This is a genomic window from Chlamydiota bacterium (assembly GCA_016178055.1).
GTDB lineage: Bacteria > Auribacterota > JACPWU01 > JACPWU01 > JACPWU01 > JACOUC01.
In genome coordinates, this window is sequence record JACOUC010000069.1 from 1 (window position 1) to 18,129 (window position 18,129).

The 18,129-nt window shown below is 41.3% G+C and carries 16 protein-coding genes; all 16 read right to left on the reverse strand.

The features are described 5' to 3' along the window. Positions 1-150: 150 nt before the first annotated feature. Positions 151-2,226 carry an LPS-assembly protein LptD gene (locus tag HYS07_09895; GenBank protein MBI1871492.1) on the reverse strand — a complete coding sequence of 692 codons (2,076 nt, stop codon included), beginning with the start codon at positions 2,224-2,226 and terminating at the stop codon, positions 151-153. 54 nt (positions 2,227-2,280) lie between these two features. Next, positions 2,281-2,475, reverse strand: a complete 195-nt coding sequence (locus HYS07_09900; protein ID MBI1871493.1) for a hypothetical protein — start codon at positions 2,473-2,475, stop codon at positions 2,281-2,283. 252 nt (positions 2,476-2,727) lie between these two features. Beyond that, positions 2,728-3,705: a GDP-mannose 4,6-dehydratase gene (locus tag HYS07_09905; GenBank protein ID MBI1871494.1), complete on the reverse strand. Its 978-nt coding sequence runs from the start codon at positions 3,703-3,705 to the stop codon at positions 2,728-2,730. Positions 3,706-3,747: 42 nt separating this feature from the next. After that, positions 3,748-4,398, reverse strand: coding sequence for a fructose-6-phosphate aldolase (fsa, locus tag HYS07_09910; protein MBI1871495.1), 651 nt, complete (start codon positions 4,396-4,398; stop codon positions 3,748-3,750). Between the two features lie 85 nt (positions 4,399-4,483). Then, positions 4,484-5,443: an ROK family protein gene (locus HYS07_09915; GenBank protein MBI1871496.1), complete on the reverse strand. Its 960-nt coding sequence runs from the start codon at positions 5,441-5,443 to the stop codon at positions 4,484-4,486. Between the two features lie 26 nt (positions 5,444-5,469). Next, on the reverse strand, positions 5,470-6,234 hold the full coding sequence (locus tag HYS07_09920) for a TatD family hydrolase (protein MBI1871497.1): 765 nt from the start codon (positions 6,232-6,234) through the stop codon (positions 5,470-5,472). A 78-nt stretch (positions 6,235-6,312) separates the two neighbouring features. Beyond that, complete coding sequence (gene metG, locus HYS07_09925; GenBank protein MBI1871498.1) at positions 6,313-7,881, reverse strand: methionine--tRNA ligase; 1,569 nt, start codon at positions 7,879-7,881, stop codon at positions 6,313-6,315. 165 nt (positions 7,882-8,046) lie between these two features. Then, on the reverse strand, positions 8,047-8,838 hold the full coding sequence (locus tag HYS07_09930; GenBank protein MBI1871499.1) for a stage 0 sporulation protein: 792 nt from the start codon (positions 8,836-8,838) through the stop codon (positions 8,047-8,049). 152 nt (positions 8,839-8,990) lie between these two features. After that, complete coding sequence (locus HYS07_09935; protein ID MBI1871500.1) at positions 8,991-9,989, reverse strand: DNA polymerase III subunit; 999 nt, start codon at positions 9,987-9,989, stop codon at positions 8,991-8,993. A gap of 74 nt (positions 9,990-10,063) precedes the next feature. Next, entirely contained in the window at positions 10,064-10,705 is a 642-nt protein-coding gene (locus HYS07_09940; protein ID MBI1871501.1) for a dTMP kinase, read from the reverse strand. A 33-nt stretch (positions 10,706-10,738) separates the two neighbouring features. Then, entirely contained in the window at positions 10,739-12,211 is a 1,473-nt protein-coding gene (locus HYS07_09945; protein ID MBI1871502.1) for a cysteine--tRNA ligase, read from the reverse strand. A gap of 161 nt (positions 12,212-12,372) precedes the next feature. After that, positions 12,373-14,235: a glutamate--tRNA ligase gene (locus tag HYS07_09950; protein MBI1871503.1), complete on the reverse strand. Its 1,863-nt coding sequence runs from the start codon at positions 14,233-14,235 to the stop codon at positions 12,373-12,375. Further along, positions 14,232-14,537, reverse strand: a complete 306-nt coding sequence (locus tag HYS07_09955; protein ID MBI1871504.1) for a nucleotidyltransferase domain-containing protein — start codon at positions 14,535-14,537, stop codon at positions 14,232-14,234. Before HYS07_09955 ends, HYS07_09950 begins: the two co-directional genes overlap by 4 nt. Positions 14,538-14,807: 270 nt before the next feature. Further along, on the reverse strand, positions 14,808-15,041 hold the full coding sequence (locus HYS07_09960) for a hypothetical protein (protein MBI1871505.1): 234 nt from the start codon (positions 15,039-15,041) through the stop codon (positions 14,808-14,810). A 74-nt stretch (positions 15,042-15,115) separates the two neighbouring features. Then, positions 15,116-17,269: a DNA helicase RecQ gene (gene recQ / locus HYS07_09965; GenBank protein MBI1871506.1), complete on the reverse strand. Its 2,154-nt coding sequence runs from the start codon at positions 17,267-17,269 to the stop codon at positions 15,116-15,118. A 74-nt stretch (positions 17,270-17,343) separates the two neighbouring features. After that, complete coding sequence (locus tag HYS07_09970; GenBank protein MBI1871507.1) at positions 17,344-17,985, reverse strand: hypothetical protein; 642 nt, start codon at positions 17,983-17,985, stop codon at positions 17,344-17,346. Positions 17,986-18,129: the final 144 nt, after the last annotated feature.

An 18,129-nucleotide genomic window follows, 5' to 3' on the forward strand; every position in this document is an offset into this window, starting at 1 on the left:
TCTCCTTCCCTCTGGCTTCACTCGGTTCGTTGCCTCTCCAAGTGCAGAGTTCAGTTCTGAGTCGGTGGTTAGCCTTTACTCAGGCTCCTTATTTCGGCTTGCTTTTGTTGGCTTGCTTGGCGCACTGAACTTTAAACTTTAAACTGTTTCTCAATCCCCTACATTAAAATGAATATCTGGATAAGAGGTCAGCCAAAAAGTCATCCAAAACTGAACATCATCACCGGTCTTTCTAAAAGTAAAAGCGCTTTGCCAACAATGAAGGTTACGATAAATGGTGTATTCTTGATCCTCTAATGTACGGGTCTCAAACTCCCAACGATTATAGGTTTTAACACCCCAATCCGAATTAATCGTGTAATCAACCCCCCAGGTCCATAATGTACTCTGATGATCTAGAAAACGAACCCCCGTCGCAACCCGCCATTTTCCTTCACGAAAGGTTGCAATATCTACATTAAAACTAGAAACCAGACCCTTATATTCGTCATAACTTATATTTGAATCTAGACTGAAATTATGAAGAGGTCTCAATTCTAAATCGCCGAATATATTTGAAAAGGTGTTCTGCTCCGGGTCCGGATCCACAAAAAAATCGGTGTAGACCAAAAAATCAATGAGATCCCAACTCATATTATCTCTTCGAGTTTGAAGTTTATTGCGAAGGGAGGGGCGAATGGTATTTTGACCGGTCAAGGCATCGATTTGATCAAATTGAATTAACTCACTGGGATCAACTGTTGGATCCAAAACATAGGAATACTTGACCCGAGGTTCAATGACATGACGCAAATCATCGATTTGCCACTTTGAATTTTGATAGGGAAAAAGTTTATATATTTTGGTGCCTACCTCAACCCCATCAGAAAAGGAACCTCTCCAAAGAGAATCGGACTGATTAAGATCCCGACTGTACCAAGTTTGACGCACCCCAAACCAAGTGTTGGTTTCAAGCCATCCCAAATATTTTTTGGGATAAGAAATCTCATCATAGGTATCAAAACGCATGGCATCTTGAGAATTGGAAACAACGCTGGTATCCGTTGTGGAAGATTCCGATAACGTATCCGGTTTCTCGGCAAACTTCTTAGACAAATTTGCAAAAGAACTTAAGGACGTATAATAAAAAGGTGTTTTCATGATTCTCTGTCGTCGAAACTCCAGAGAGACTTCAGGATAGCGCTCCACTTCCTCAAAAAAATCATTCACCCTCCCTTGAACATACAATCGAGCCGTATACTTTGGATCATATTTGGTCATATCAAAAAAGGTTGCGGGTTTTACGGCGTAGTCAGAGTCCCGATGAAAAAAATCAAGGAGAATATCTTCATCACTCAACTTGTGAAATTGGCCTCGAATCGTTGTTTGATATTTCCAGGGTTGATAATGGACCAGTGAAAGACGGTAACGATCATCTTCCCCTTCACTTCCATCGGAAAATTCACGCTTGTTGTCATGAATATAATAATTCTTGAGGGTTCCACCCCCTCCCCCTTTGATTCGATACTCACCATCCAATCCTACCCCAAAACCCCTGCGGGCCCGGTAGTCTAAGCGAACCTGACTATTGACATATTTTGTGTCAAGCCAGTTGAAGCTTGAAAGGAAAAATAATCCCCACCTCTTAGAATAGCCTGGAATAAAAGACCATGGAGATTTCTGAAGGGAATGAGAATAATAAGGAAGCCAAAAAACAGGTACTCTTCCGACAAAGAAAAAAACATTATACGCAACAATCTTTTTGCCAGGATAAACGAGAATTTTTTGAGCCCGCAACCGATAATGAGGATCAGGATAATCACAAGTTGTAATATATCCTTTCTGAATTTCATACTTTTCTTTAGATTCTCGGATAACCTTATCGCCTTTTGCATACCAAGGTTGATAAAAGGTTTTTGCATTAACAAATTCCCCTTTACCCGTGTCAAAATTATAATGGAGAGAATCCCCAATGATACGCCGTTTCTTCTGGATGATTTGAACATTTCCCTGGGCATCAGCCTCTTTCGTCTTGGGATTTACAAACCCTTTATCGGCAAGAAGCGTGGTATCCTGGTAGACAACCGTCACATGTCCAGTCCCTGTAATAATCCCTTGTTCACGATCATAGTCAATAGCATCTGCATTCACCTGAACCGGAAGATCTTCCCCAAGGGCCCGGTAGGATATAAATTGAAAGAAAAGAAAAAATAGGAAAAATTTAAATTTCAAATGATTATTTAACATTGTTTATCACCTTCTCTGATTTTACAGTAATTAAGTTAAGTTTATATACGTAATCTAGCTCGAGGTTAGAGGCCACCTACCTTCCGTCACGGACAAAGCGGGTCGCGCTCCGCCCGCAACAATGACCTCCAAGGTCTTGGCTTCAAGAAGCTGGCCCATTGGCTCAGCTTGAGCTGGCTCTTCGATAGCCAGTCTCCAAAAGAGCTGAAAAGAGCAAAGAAAAAGCGCGAAAATTTTTTTATTGGTCATACGATTTTTTGAACTTTCAAATTAACCTAATTTCCTACCAACGTCCCCATCTTCATCTTTGCCATCTTCTGTTGTGATTGTGATTAATAGTGTTGAGAGGGGGAGAAGGATGGATGTGGACAGTCTTATTGGCCTTGGATTCAAAAACTTCATGAGCGCCCCCAAAAAAACAGTTCAAAGTTTAAAGTTTAAAGTTCAAGGTTCAAAGTTCAAAGTTTGAAGGCGTATGCTATCATGAAACAAAAAAAGGGATCAATGGTTTTTCTTGAGCCTTGTTCTTAAACTCTTTCTTTCTAGAAACCATTGGCAAAAATTTTTGATGCCTTCCTCAATATTTATTTTCGGAAGATAATTTAGAGAATGATTTGCTTTTGCAATATTGGCAAAAGTCATTGGAACATCGCCTGCTTGGTCTTTCATCTTTTTTATTTTTGCCTTTTTCCCAAGATTTTTTTCGATCAGATAGATGAGATGATTTAACGGAACTGTTTTAGAATCCCCTAAGTTAAAAATTTCATAACCCCACTCGCCTTTCAGTGCGGCGGTCATTCCCTGAACAATGTCGGTGACGTAGGTATAGTCGCGAATGGAAGAGCCATCCCCATAAAGGGTCAAGGTATCGCCCTGATCAACCATACGCGTAAATTTGTGGATAGCCATTTCAGGACGCTGACGAGGCCCGTAAACGGTAAAGAATCGAAGCAGCGTCATCCGAATCCCGTAGAGCTCGTGATAAACATGGCACAAGGATTCCCCTGCAATTTTGGTTGCGGCATAGGGAGAAATAGGAGATAGGAGCGCATCCGTTTCTGTAAAGGGAATCTGATTTCTTTTTCCATAAACAGATGAAGAAGATCCAAAAATAAAATGATCCAGTTTGTGAAGTCGAGCTTCTTCCAAAAGGTTTAGAGTTCCATCGACATTCGTAGAGTAATAACTGACAGGGTCTTGTATGGAAGGCCTAACTCCAGCCTTGGCCGCCAAATGAATACAAACATCGAATCGATGAGAAGCAAAAACATTTGAAAGCATTTTGCGATTTCGAATATCTATTTCTAAAAATTTAAATCGAGATTCGTTTTGATAAAGTTTAATATTTTCTTTTTTAAGATGGATGTCATAAAAGGGGTCAAAGTTATCAATAGCGACAATCGAATGCCGCTTCGCCAAAAGTTCCCCGATGAGATGAGAACCAATAAAACCCGCTCCACCAGTAACTAAAATTTTCACTGAAGACCTCTCTCTTTTTTCCTGCTTGCTGCTTTCTACTTACTACTTACTATTTACTGTTTTACTCCAGTCATCCAGGAACTTTTTCAGTCCAATATCTGTTAAGGGGTGTTTGACCAATTTGTCCAAAACATCTAAGGGCATGGTAGCGACATCTGCACCAATCTTAGCAGCTTCTAAAACATGAATGGGATGACGGATACTCGCCACCAAAATTTCTGTTTTAAAATGATAATTTGAATAAATTGTTTTGATATCGCGAATGACTTGCATGCCCTCCTGCCCTTGGTCATCCAGCCTCCCAATAAAAGGACTGATGAAACTGGCTCCCGCCTTGGCCGCAAGTAAGGCCTGATTTGCAGAAAAGCATAAAGTAACATTCGTCCGGATATTTTCAGCCGTCAAAACCCTCACGGCTTTTAGTCCTTCTTTAAGAAGGGGAATTTTAACAACAATGTTCTTATGGATCTTTGCCAGCTCACGCCCTTCCCGAACCATGCCCTCTTGATCTAGGCTCACCACTTCTGCACTCACCGGGCCTTCGAGAAAAGAGCAAATCTCTTCTAAAATTTCGCGAAATTTTCTCCCTGTTTTGGCCACCAAACTTGGATTGGTGGTCACTCCATCCACAACCCCCATTTTCCAACCCTCTCGAATCTCTTTCACATCTGCCGTATCTAAAAAGAATTTCATAAAACCTCCTTTTTTAAAATAGTTCAAAGTTAAAAGTTTAATGTTCAAAGATTACGCGCTTGAGTTCTTCCCTGAACCTTGAACCTTAAACCTTAAACTTTAAACTGTTCTTACTTCCCATCGCCAACGTCGCCGCACCAATTAATCCAGCATTAACTCCTAATTCCGCTTTCTTAAGTTGGACAAGATTGCCCGGAATTTTCATACTTCGTTCCTTTAAACCCTTTTCCAATGGCCCAAACAAAAATTCGCCTGCCTCAGCAACCCCTCCCCCAATGACGATTCGGTCTGGATTAAAAAAATTGACCAACCCACCCAAAACAATGCCAAGATAATTCGCCATCTCTTTCCAAACTGCTTTTGCAACCTGATCCCCGTTTCGAGCAGCTTGAGTCAAAGACTCTGGAGAAAGGGGTTCGGGTATTTTAACTCCAGCATTTTCGGCATATAATGCGAGGGCCCTTTCAACCAAATAACGATTTCCAATATAACGCTCTAGACACCCTCTGTTTCCACAATTACATTGAGCTCCATCCTTCTCAAGCACAATATGACCCACTTCTCCTGCGGTCATGCTTGAACCTCGATAAAGATTTCCCTCAACAATTACACCTCCGCCCACCCCTGTCCCTAAAGTTATGCAAATCACATTCCTTGCCCCACGAGCCGCCCCAAAAAAAAGTTCCCCCAAGGCCATCACATTGACGTCATTATCGACAAAAACAGGGAGATTAAATACTTCTTTGATTTTTGAAGCGAGGGGAGTATTTTCCCAACCGGGAATATTAACCAATGTATAAATTAAACCGGTTTTAAAATCAACACAGCCAGGAACTCCGACACCGATTGCTTTAACCCGATAAGACTTTACCTTGGCCTCTTGAAGACCTTGATCAATCCCCTTTTTCATGACACCAAAAATTTCTTCTTTAGGAGAACCAGCTTCAGTCGGAAAGCGACTGGACCACTTCAGTTTTCCTTCTTCATCAACTAAGCCGAAGCGAAGATTGGTTCCTCCCATGTCTATCCCTAAAAAATAATTCATTTTTTGTAGCCTTTAATTCTTTATTTTTAACTTTTAATTTTTTCAAAAAGTTTCCCTACATTTTTAGAAACTGCCCTTTCAAACTCATCGATTTTGATATTCTTAATACGTGCTATTTCCTGGGCCGTATACTGAATAAATGAAGGTTCATTCCTCTTTCCACGCATCGGTTCCGGAGCTAAAAACGGAGCATCGGTTTCAATTAAAATGCGATCCATGGGAACGTGACGAATCACTTCTCGAAGAGGCTCCGCTTTTTTGAAAGTTACAATACCTGAAAAAGAAATGTAAAATCCCAAATCCAAAACAACCTTTGCAAGATCCAAACTCGCCGTAAAACAATGAATCAAACCTTTAATCCCTTTAAAAGAATTTAAAAGATTGATTAAATCCTGTTCAGCCTCTCGATGATGAATTAAAACTGGAAAATCCCCTTCACGAGCGAGCGCTAACATCTGAGCAAAAGCTTTTTTCTGTATCTCTCGAGGTTGATGATCATAATAATAATCCAACCCTATTTCTCCTACTGCAACCACACGCTCATGGTGAAGAATTTTTTGAAAAGAATGAATTTCACTCTCTCCCAAAATACAGGCACGATGAGGATGAAGCCCTACAGCAGACCAAATATCTGAATGTTTAGAAAAAAGGTCTATTGATTTTTTAGCCGACGCCAAATCTTCAGAGACATCCAGCATCACTTCTACTTTTGAACCCCTTGCCCTTTCAATCACAAGCGCTCGATCTTCATCAAAGGCCGGATCATTTAAATGGACATGAGTATCAATCATATACTACGGATTTCAGATTTCAAATTTGAGATTTGAGAACGGATTTCAGATTTCAAATTTGAGATTTGAGAACGAATTTCAGATTTCAAATTTGAGATTTGAAATTATTTTTTTCTCTTCTCTGGGAAAAAGAGGTTCCACCCTCCCTAACTCTATTCCTGCCTTTAATTGTCCCCACTGTTCAAGCGACAATAAATTTTTAAAACCAAAATTCTCTACGCCCAATTGTTTACGAATTTTCAAAGCGGTGTCTGGCATAAAAGGTTCAATCAGAAGAGAAATTTGGGCAATGCTTTCAGCAACGATAAAAAGAACCGTTCCCAGTCGACCTAATTGATTGGGATCCTTTGCAAGAGCCCAGGGAGCCGTTTGTCCGATATAGCCATTGCATTTTTGAATATAGGTCCAGACCTTCACCAAGGCATCACTGAAACGAAAAGATTCCATCGCCTCATTGTATTCACGATAAGTTTCACGCGAGAATTCAATCACGCTCTTGTCTATTTCCTCCAACGAACCCGATTTTGGAATTTTCCCCTGAAAATAGCGTTGGATCATTGAAAGCGTTCGCTGAATTAAATTACCCAAATCATTTGCTAAATCAGCCGCATATCGGGTCTCAAAAGCCTCCCAAGAGAAATCCCCATCCCGATCAAAAGGGATTTCTCTCATTAAGAAATAACGCAAAGCATCTGTTCCAAATTTCTGAGCTGCCTCAACCGGTCCAATCAACGTCCCCGTTGTCTTACTCATTTTCTCCCCCTTTAAATAGACAAAGCCATGCCCAAAAACGGTTTGAGGAATCTCTAGACCTAAACTCATCAGCATGGCAGGCCAAATAACACAGTGAAACCTTGTAATATCTTTTCCAATGACATGAACTTGAGCAGGCCACCATTCTTTAAAACGATCCAAATCCTCAGGGTACCCCATTGCTGAAATATAATTGAGCAGTGCATCAAACCACACGTAAACAGCTTGGTTGTGATCAAAGGGTAAGGGAATTCCCCAAGAGACTCCCGAACGAGACACACTGATATCCTCTAAACCCCCTTCTATCACATTCAAAATTTCATGATGACGAATTTTGGGAAGAATAAAACTTGCAGAATTTTGTAAAAGACGCTTTAAGCCTTCTTCATAGCGGGAAAGCGCAAAAAAGTAATTTTTTTCGCTAATCCACTCCGGTTTTAATCGATGCGTTGGGCAAAGACCTTCAACCAGATCTTTATCTTTCAAAAAAGCTTCACAGGAATTGCAATACCACCCTTCATAATTCCCAAGATAAATATCCCCTTTTTGAAAAATAGCCTGAAAAACATGCTGAACGGACCTGACATGACTGGGAGAGCTCGTTCGGATAAAACGATTGTAGGAAATATTTAAAATCTTCCAGACCTCTTCAAATTTTTGAGCCAGCTCATCACAATAATCCTGAGGAGAAAGATTTCTTTTCCGAGCTTCTTTCTCGACATTGAGGCTATGCTCATCAACTCCCATGAGAAAAAACACTTCTCTCCCCTGAAGTCGCTTAAAACGGGCCATGACGTCAGCTCCAATTTTCTCATAGGCCGTCCCCAAATGCGGAAGGGCATTGACATAATCAATGGCCGTCGTAATAAAATAATTTTTACTATTATTTTTCATAAAATCTATTGTTATTCCCAAAAAATTTTTATGGTCAGAAACCTCTCAAAAAGGTCCAGAGCGAAGAGCGCCTGCAAGCGACTGCGGAGGCGTACTTTTGTCGTACGCCGCACAAAGAAGCGCAGCGGGAAACGTTGTCAGATGGGCCTTTTTCAGAGGTTTCATTCATTTAAGAACCGTTATTTCATCTAAAGATAAACTAACTTGCCGATCGTCTTCCAAACGCATGATCACCCTCTGTCGAAGAATATCCTGATCCATAATACGGCCTCGGCCTAACTTTGTCGATACACGGGTCCCTTCTTCAGGAAAAGACTTTGACAACTCTTCGTAAGTATCTAATTCAAATTTGAGACAACACTTTAATTGGCCACATAAACCCAAAAGCTTTTCCTGACGAACCGGCAACCTTTGAATTTTGGCCATCCGGGTCGTAATCGTTTCGAAACGACCCATGAATTGAGTACAACAAACTTCTGTCTTGCCACAAGGTGCAATTCCACCGATCATTTTTGCCTCATCCCGAGGGCCTAATTGATGAAGATCAATCCTGGCTTTAAAAACAGAGGCCAGATCTCGAACTAAATTTCTAAAATCAACCCTTCCAGCTGCCGTAAAGTAAAAAATAATTTTTTGCCGATCAAAACTAAACTCACATCCAAAAATGCGCATGGGTAGCCGATGCTGATCTACTTTTTCTCGACATGTCTCTACAGCTGATTTTGACTGCCGGCGATTTTGTTCAATCTGCTCAAGATCGCTTGATGTCGCCTTACGAAGGATCTTCACGACACCTTGAAAAGAACCCTCTTCTGATAATGCTTTCTTGTTTGAAACAATCTTTCCATAATCTATCTCATAATCGATTTTTACAATACAGATATCTCCAAAATTTAATTTTTGATCAGATGAATCGGTGGATAAAACTTTTCCAAACTCTCTTAAACGAACTTGCATCAGATTCCCCTTCAAAACAGTCCCGAGACCACACTCCATTGTCCAAGGCTCACAAAAGGTGTTTTTTCTATCGACCGTCGACTGTGGACTGTCGACTATCTTTTTATCTTTATCTATGTGGGCTATTCACCATCCATCTTTATCACAGGCCTTCACCCCTTCTTAAGCTTAATGATCATTGCCTCAAGAACCCATTTCAAATTTGCACCCCGTTCAAGAAGAAGACGGGCCTCTTCCACAGCCTTGACCCATTCAGGGAAAAGAACCAAATTCTTTTTCTTTTCCAAATAAACCCTTGCCCAAACCAGGATAAATCGCAACATTTCTTTGATCGATCGAGTCTTTTCTCCCGCTAAAAACGTCTTTTTTTCTTCTTCCAATTTCTTTTTTAATGAGGAATCATCTGTTTCAATTTTTTCTTCATCCCACTTCGTCTCTATTGCTTCCAATCCATCTTCTATTCTATGAACCATCTCCTCTACTTGAGCAAAAAGGGTAATCCATGAACCTTCCATCGCATGTTTCAAAGATTGAATCAGTAACTTTAGGCCCTTCCATTTTTCTTGTTCAACAAGACTTAGAGCTTTTTCAGGATTACTTTTAGAAAATTCCCTCAACACTTCAAAAAGACCTTCATCTCCATCACATCCCTGAAGCATTTCACGAGGAAAATTCCCTTTCACCCCTTCCATTCTCACCCCTTGACATCTGGACTGAAGCGTGGGAAGAACATCCTCAAGCTCTTCCGTCAGCAAAATAAAAAAAGTTTTATCAGGCGGTTCCTCTAAAATTTTCAAGAGTGCATTGGCTGCAGTGGGATGAAGGCGGTCCGACTCTTGAATCACCTGAACTTTAACCCTTCCTTCAAAAGGCTTATAAGAAGCCTCTTTCTGCAACTGTTTTACATCCTCGATCCGTATCACCCGAAGGGCCCCTTGAGGAACCCAAAATTGCACATCAGGATGAATCTTTTTGGAAATTTTCTGGCACGCTGAACAGGTATTGCAAGGACCGTTCTCAGTAAAGTAAAGACACTGAAGGGCCCGTGCCATCCAGCTCGCACAATCTATCTGAGTCTCCAGATCAGAACCGTAAAAAAGATAAGCATGAGCTACCCGGTGATTCAAAATAGCCTGCTTTAACGTAGTCACCCGTCACCTGTCTCCGGTCGCCGGTCACCGGTCACTGGAGACCAGAGACAGGTAACGGGCGACAGTTAAAATAATCACTTACTCTTTAATAAAGTTTCAAGATAACCCATCGCCTCTTTCCTAACCTCTCCAAAACCTTGGCTTGCATCAATGACACGAAATCGTCTCGGATTCTTCTTTGCCAAATCTAAAAACCCCCGCCTCAAGCGATCATGAAAAACGATTTTCTCTGATTCAATCCGATCTTGATGCCCCCGAGCCTTCCATACTCGAGGCAATCCCTTGCGAGGAGAAATATCCAGCAACAAAGTAAGATCAGGCGTCAGTCCTCTTGCCGCAATTTGATTTAATTGTTGAACCATTTTAAAATCAAAACCACGTCCATAACCCTGATAAGCCGTCGTAGAATCATAGAATCGGCAGCACAAAACAATTTTACCTTGATTAAACAAAGGTAAAATGACCTCTTCAACATGCTGAGCTCGATCAGCCTCAAAAAGGAAAAGTTCTGCTAAAGGGCTTACTTTTCCCTCCTGAGATGAATGAAGTAAAATTTTTCTCAGCTCTTTTCCGAGTGAGCTAGCCCCTGGCTCATGCGTGAGAAAAACAGGATGTCCCTTTTTTTTCAAGAGACGATGAAGTTCCTTTGATAAGGTTGTCTTACCACTCCCCTCAGGCCCTTCAATGGTGATTAAAAATCCCTTCTTCCCTTTCACGCGATATACTCCAGTATTGCGATATCAATCCTCTTATCCCTTAATCCCTGGACCCTGACTCCCAATAATTTTCACTCCATCCTTCTCATCCTGAATTTCTAACCCGCGTTCTCGAAGACCCAGACGAATCTCGTCCGCCAACTTCCAAAGTTTCTGATGCCTTGCATTCTCACGGGCCTTTACCAAATATTCAACTTCCTCTTGTTTCAAAAGAGATTGAGCCAATAATTCATTGACCCGACCTTCTTCAAAAGGAATCTCTGAACAAATTTTTTGGAACCGACCTGTATCAATCTTTAAACCTAAAAGATCGACCATCATCGTAATCGCTTGATAATCCTCAGAGGTCGATTTCACTTCAGCTCCCCGATCTAAACTTTGATTAATTTGGGCCAAAACTCTAAAAAGAACGCCCAGGGCCTTGGGCGTATTAAAATCATCTTCCATGGCTTCACGAAATAGCGAAACCCATTTTTCTACCCCGGGAGATTCTTTCGAAGCCTTAACTTGCCCCTTTAATTTTTCCTCAACCCTTGAAATCGTAGATTCAATTCTCTCAAGGGCCTGCCTTGCCTCATTGAGAGATTCAAAAGAAAAATCCATCGGGGTGCGGTAATGTTTTGAAAGCAAAAAAAAGCGAATGACCCGTGCTGGATGGGTCTTCAAAAGTTCTCTCAGGATGAAAACATTTCCCAATGATTTACTCATCTTCGTCTTATCAATCATGATCATTTCATTATGAATCCAATAGCGAGCAAAGGATCTTCCCGTAGAAGCCTCTGACTGGGCAATTTCATTTTCATGATGAGGGAAAATAAGATCACTTCCCCCTCCATGAATATCAAAACTGGCCCCGAGATGCTTCACACTCATGGCGGAACACTCAATATGCCATCCGGGACGGCCCTTTCCCCAAGGACTCTCCCAGAAAGGTTCTTCGGGTTTTGCTGCCTTCCAAAGTGCAAAATCTTCTGGATGATTCTTTTTCTCGTCAGGATTAATTCTAAAACCTGAGCGCATCTCTTCTAAAGTTCTACGAGAAAGTTTTCCATAAGAAAGAAATTTCGTAACCTCAAAATAGACATCCCCTCCCACTTGATAGGCATAGTTTTTCTTGATTAAGCCATCAATCATTTCAATCATCTCTTGAATATGCCCTGTCGCCAAAGGTTGAGAGGTGGGTTTTAATATATTCAGCATGCCCATCTCTTCAGAATATTCTTCAATATATTTTTGAGTTAAAGTCTTATAATCTAATTCTAATTCATGACTTCGTTTAATAATTTTGTCATCAATATCCGTAAAATTACGCACATAATTGACTTCAAAACCTAAGGCCTTTAAAAATCGATAAATGACATCAAAGACGACCGCAGCACGGGCATGACCCATGTGGCAGGAATCATAAACTGTAACGCCGCAAACATACATTTTCACCTTCCCAGGCTCCAATGGAGTAAAAAGCCCTTTCTCACGCGTTAAGGTATTGTAAATTTTAAGGGACATATTTTAAACTCCTAAGTCAAAAATCAAAAACCAAAATGACATATTAAAATTTAAAATGCACCCAAGTCATTGCGTGCAAAAAATTTTGATTTTTGATTTGTCATTTTGATTTTTGTCATCATGAACTTTCAGTCCAGCCAAGTGGATAAAAATAAAGAACATTATTGTACATTTTTTCTATTTTCATGACTGATTTTTGATATCTCTTCCACTCTCGTTAGAGCCTTTCTAAGTCTTCTTATCACTTCATCCTTCCCCATCACCGGGCACACATCCTTTAACTCAGGCCCATGAGGATGACCTGTTAAAACCAGACGAAAAAGAGGATAAAATTCCTGACCTGACACTTCGAGTGCTTTCTGACAAAGAGAAAGGGATTTTACAGGGAAAGCCTCTTCGGTCCAGTCCTTTTCTAAAGCGTCCAAAATCCCTTTAAGAATTTTCCCTGCTGCTTCTGAGGATAACGCATTCTTAATAACCTCTGCCTCAAGAGAAGGGGGATTCAGAAAAACTTCCAGCTCTTTCATTAACTCTTGAAGAGTTCCTGTACGTTCTCTCAACAATTCAACCTTGCCATAAATTGTATCAAGAGAAATATTTTTTAAAATTTCAGGGAAAAATTTTTGCAAATGATGTGATACATCTTTAACTGAAATTTTTCTCAGATGCTGAGATCCCACCCAATGCAACTTCTGGGGATTAAAAATTGCACTGGACTTCACAATCCTTTCAATCGAAAATTTTTGAACCAATTCTTCAAGCGAAAAAATTTCCTGATCATCTCCACTGGACCAACCCAAGAGAGTTAAGTAATTTAAAAGAGCCTCTGGCAAAAATCCCTCCTGATTATAAAAACCTACAGAGGTCGCCCCATGCCGCTTTGAGAGACGTGTTCCATCGGGTCCCATAATCATTGAAAGATGGGCAAACTGAGGAACGTCAAAACCCATCGCTTGAAAAAGAAGAATATGTCGAGGGGTATTCGACAAATGATCTTCACCCCGAATCACATGACTCACTTTCATGAGACCATCATCCACCGCCACAGCAAAATGAAAAGTTGGAAACCCGTCTGATTTAAAAATGACAAAATCCCCAAAAAGAGCCGTATCAAAAATGACCTCACCCCGAACTAAATCCTGAATTTTAACCTTCTGGGGTTCTACCTTAAAACGTACAACAGACTTTCGGCCTTCACGCTCATAATTTTTCTTCTCTTCCTCAGTCAAAAATCGGCATCGATTATCATAACGAGGAGGAATACCCTTCGCTTGCGCATCCAGCCGACGAGCTTCAAGCTCTTCCTGCGAACAGTAGCAGGAATAGATAAGTCCCTTCTCTTCTAAACGTTTGGCATGAGCCTTATAAATTTCCAACCGCTCGGATTGTAAATAAGGGCCATAGCTCCCTCCAACCTCCGGGCCCTCATCCCAATCCAACCCCAACCAGCGCAAATCTTTCATGAGCAGTTGAGTATATTCAGCCTTTGATCGCTCTTGATCCGTATCTTCAATTCTCAAAATAAAAGTCCCTCTCATTTTTCGGGCAAAAAGCCAATTAAAAATAGCTGTTCTGGCATTCCCCAAATGGAGCTCCCCTGTCGGACTGGGGGCAAATCGAACACGAACTTTTTCCTGATTTATAATCACAGAAGATAAAAATTTTTCTATCGTTTCTACAAATATTTCAGCATCCGTAACATCTTGACGAGCATCATCTTCCATGGAAGCAGGCAAAAAATCATAGTCACCGCTTTGACGATCTTCAAAGAGACGAGTAAGTAATTTTGTAAATTCCGGAGGAAAAACACCTGCATGAACAAAATTCTTATTAAAAGCTCCGATGACCTGGGCATGGCTCGAATACGTTTCACCACCTGACAACAGCACAGCACTCACTGCATGAAAAGCAGCATAATATGCACGCGATGCAGCATCACCCCAAGCACCACCTTCCAGCAAAATTCTAGCCGCACGAATCTTCTCATGCGCCTGAATCAACATCGATTTTATTTCGGCCTTCACAAAACAACACCCTCCCTTGCAATGTTGATAGCCAAAGGAAATCCTTGGGTACTCTGCCACTCCTCCTCGCTTCGAAGGACTGAAGCAAAAAAAGCATCATAACGATCTAGCAGTTCACCTTCAATATCGAGAATGCTTGAACGAAGTTCTGGAGTCTTGTGATCCACCACCACCAAGACATCATAATCGGAACCTTCACGAAAATCACCCCGTGCCCGAGACCCAAATAAAACCACCTGCTTCACACAAGATCCTAGCTTGCGTTTCAGCTCAGAAGCAAACTCTTGAATAACCTTTTCCATTTTTAATCCCTCAATTGGATTTTCAGCATTTGCCTTTAAGTATTCCCCAAATGGAGCTCCCCCGTCGGACTGGGAGCAAATCGAACACGAATCGAGTTTGTATTCATAAGCCCCATATCATAAGGTAAACTCAAGAAATTTGCATGTGGATTTTTGAAACCTGCTACAAATACCTCATCTTCGATAAATAGGCATACAATCCATAAGCCAATCCCACCAATAAAACACCCAAGGCAAATGAAATGAAAAAATTCATCTTGAGCCAACGATTCAATAAAAAGGGTAAAAAAAAACCAGTGAAAGAGGGACAGCCACAAAAATAGAAGAAGCAAATTGATTAATCTTTTCCATGTTGCGAAATTCCGCATAAGAAAAAAAGAGGCCGATCATCGAAGTAAGGGGAAGAGCAATAATGAACCCCGCAAGGACGGGCCTTTTCCCTGCAAGCCAAGAGGTAAACGCAATAATCACGCTCGACACAAGAATTTTGATAATGAAAAGCATAAAATCTCCAAAATAGTTATTTATTTTGTCTAAGGGAATATCCTAATCGGCCCATTAAATTTGGATCCCTTAAATTAATTCAACTTAACCCATTTCAAATGATTGAGGACAACTCTAATTTCTCCATAAGAAGCACGTTCTCCCAGATCAGATTTTATAGGTGCAAGCCATTCTCCTCCGATCCGTTCGGCAGCATTCGTAATGAGGGCAATTTTTTCAGGCAAGACCAACTGTTCAACCTTAAGCGTTCCATCCAAAACAAAATCTGCCAAATGACCTTCAATGGTCGAGGGGCTTAAGGACCTTTCCACAGCAATCGCTTGAATCGGTTTTCCGCTCTTAAACAAACGCAAAGTTTCTTGCTTGGTTAGGGACGGACCGGCAGAAGCATTGCTTTTTTTGGCAAAAGTTTCCTTACCCTTCTTCTCATGAATACGAGAAGCCAAATGATGTTCGTGGCAATAGGACTGAATCACTTCCAAAAAAATGGCTCCATACTGCTTGAGTTTTACTTCGCCGAAACCCGAAATCAACTTTAATTCATCTACGCTACTGGGTAAATAAGTAGAAAGCTCGATGAGCGTTGCATCTGAAAAGACAAGATAAGCGGGAACATTCGCTTTCCGAGCAAGATCCAAGCGCAAGGCTTTTAGAATATTAAAAAGGCCGGTTTCATGCGGAGTTTCAGACTCGGAGACACTTTGACGAGAGACAAATTTGATCAGCATCACTTTTTCCTCATTCCTCATCACTGACGCACTTTTTGGAGTCAGTTTAAGCGTTGGATATTCGCCTTCCTGAGCGAGATACCCCATTTCGATCATTTCATGAAGCAAACTTCGCCATTCTTCTTTTGAAAGCAAGGCCCCGCTTGCGTACCCCTCCATTTTTTTATGCGGCTCTTTCATTTTGACAGACTTTGAACCCCGCAAAAAATCAATCACATAGTTAAGGCCGTAACTCCCGCGCAGCCGAGTGACGGCAGCTAAAGCCTTTTGGGCATTATTAGTCCCATCGATCTTTTCATATTGGGTGAGGCATGCATCGCATGAAGCACAATTTCCAGGATGACTCTCACCCAGATAATTAAGGAGATACTTTCGCCGGCAGGAAGTACGCAATTCACAAAACCGAGCCATTTGATTTAATTTTTGCGTAAGAATTTCCGTTTGTCTTGAATTTCCCTCAATCTGAGCAAAACTTTTCAATTTCATCACATCGCCTGGGCTATAAAAAAGAATCGCATCGCTCTTAAGCCCATCACGACCCGCACGGCCTGTTTCCTGATAATAGCTCTCAATATTTTTGGGCATGTCCATGTGAATGACATATCGGACGTTTGATTTATCAATCCCCATTCCAAACGCAATGGTAGCGACAATGATTTTAATTTTGTCCTGGATAAACAAATCTTGATTTGCATCGCGAATGTCTTTACTCAGCCCCGCATGATAAGGTTTTACCAAAAAACCCTTTTTTTCAAGTTCTAGGGCTAAATCCTCAACGGATTGACGCGACAAAGCATAGATAATGCCTGAATCTGAACGGTGTTTATTTAGATACTCTAACAATTTTTGACGGGCGTCCTGTTTACCCTCAACAAAATAATGAATATTTTTTCTGTCAAAACTCGAAATAAAAACTTTGGGCTGATTTAAATTGAGCTTTTCTAAAATATCCTGCCTTGTCAAAACATCCGCTGTAGCAGTCAGGGCGATCACCGGCACAGCCGGAAAAGTGTGTTTCAAAACAGAGAGCCTTAAATATTCCGGACGAAAATCGTGTCCCCATTGTGAAATACAATGGGCTTCATCGACGGCAAAAAGAGAAACCTCAATGGATTGTAAAAATTCCAAAAATTGAAACTCCCTCGCAAAAAATCGCTCCGGCGCCAAATAAAGAAGTTTGAGCTTTTTCTCTCGAACCGCAGAGAGAACTTTTGATTCTTCACTCCAAGTCAAAGTCGAGTTTAAGAAAGCCGCTGGAATACCGTTCAGCTTCAGGGCACTCACCTGATCCCTCATGAGAGCAATAAGCGGAGAAATCACAACCGTAAGACCTGGAAAAATAAGTGTTGGGATCTGGAAACAAAGAGATTTCCCGCCACCCGTGGGCATCAGGGCAACCACATCTTTTTTTTGAAGTACCGCAGATATGATTCTTTCCTGATCCAGACGAAATTCATCAAAACCAAAATGACTTTTTAAAACTGTTTTAACTTGGGACATTGGGGTCTCTTAATCAACGTTCAAGCACACGCCAAACTTTGCGCGTCCTGGTAATGTTCATACACGAACTTGAATTATAAAATGGCCTTCCTTTTCCGAATTGGTCTTTTTACCATTTTTTCCGGAAGCTGATGAGGCCTCATACCCGTAATCACACTTTTCCCCATCTGTTTTTTGATCGCCGCGTGGGCTTTACCAGCCACATGGCCGCCTTCTCGGGAGGTTTTCTCCTTCTCAGGACCGGCCAGCAAAAAGTATTCGTGGAGTTTTTTACGAAGAATTTGCTTGGGAATAAGTTTTGTCTTGTATTCCGCAACGAGCGCGGGTGAGAGATTGCGGCTTAAGGCATACTCGGCCACCTCATCGTCTTTGGTTTTGGAAAGAATGTGTAAATGGCTGGACCAGCTGATTTGTGTCAACAGTGTTGACACAATTGCATCATCCCGATAGGTCTCGTAAAACTGACGCATTCGGTACAATCCGCGACGGGTAAACCCTTTAAAATCCGGATGCTTTGTCTGGATATATTCTGCAAGACCGTCCACAACCGCGTCGCCCCATTCAGCACAGGCCATCTTCCTGCTGATGTATTCACCAATGCTCCAATAAAGTTTTACAAGCTCGGCATTCACGCTTTTTATGGCATGATACCGAGCTTCGCGGATCATTCTTACGACTTCTGAAAATTGTCGATCAAATTTTTGTGCGGGTTTCACTTCAATACCTCTTTTATCAACCCTTATGCCCAAATTGGCACATATCTGAAAGAACGGGTCACGTCTAGTGTTATAGGTCCCCTGCTTATACATTAAACGCCACGGCAAACCCTTAGGGTTTAATATACCATTGATAAAATTAGG

Coding starts and splice junctions, on each gene's coding strand:
- HYS07_09895 (MBI1871492.1), bottom strand. CDS start 2,226: ATGTTAAATAATCATTTGAAATTTAAATTTTTCCTATTTTTTCTTTTC.
- HYS07_09900 (MBI1871493.1), bottom strand. CDS start 2,475: ATGACCAATAAAAAAATTTTCGCGCTTTTTCTTTGCTCTTTTCAGCTC.
- fsa (MBI1871495.1), bottom strand. CDS start 4,398: ATGAAATTCTTTTTAGATACGGCAGATGTGAAAGAGATTCGAGAGGGT.
- HYS07_09915 (MBI1871496.1), bottom strand. CDS start 5,443: ATGAATTATTTTTTAGGGATAGACATGGGAGGAACCAATCTTCGCTTC.
- HYS07_09920 (MBI1871497.1), bottom strand. CDS start 6,234: ATGATTGATACTCATGTCCATTTAAATGATCCGGCCTTTGATGAAGAT.
- metG (MBI1871498.1), bottom strand. CDS start 7,881: ATGAAAAATAATAGTAAAAATTATTTTATTACGACGGCCATTGATTAT.
- HYS07_09930 (MBI1871499.1), bottom strand. CDS start 8,838: ATGCAAGTTCGTTTAAGAGAGTTTGGAAAAGTTTTATCCACCGATTCA.
- HYS07_09945 (MBI1871502.1), bottom strand. CDS start 12,211: ATGTCCCTTAAAATTTACAATACCTTAACGCGTGAGAAAGGGCTTTTT.
- HYS07_09955 (MBI1871504.1), bottom strand. CDS start 14,537: ATGGAAAAGGTTATTCAAGAGTTTGCTTCTGAGCTGAAACGCAAGCTA.
- HYS07_09960 (MBI1871505.1), bottom strand. CDS start 15,041: ATGCTTTTCATTATCAAAATTCTTGTGTCGAGCGTGATTATTGCGTTT.
- recQ (MBI1871506.1), bottom strand. CDS start 17,269: ATGTCCCAAGTTAAAACAGTTTTAAAAAGTCATTTTGGTTTTGATGAA.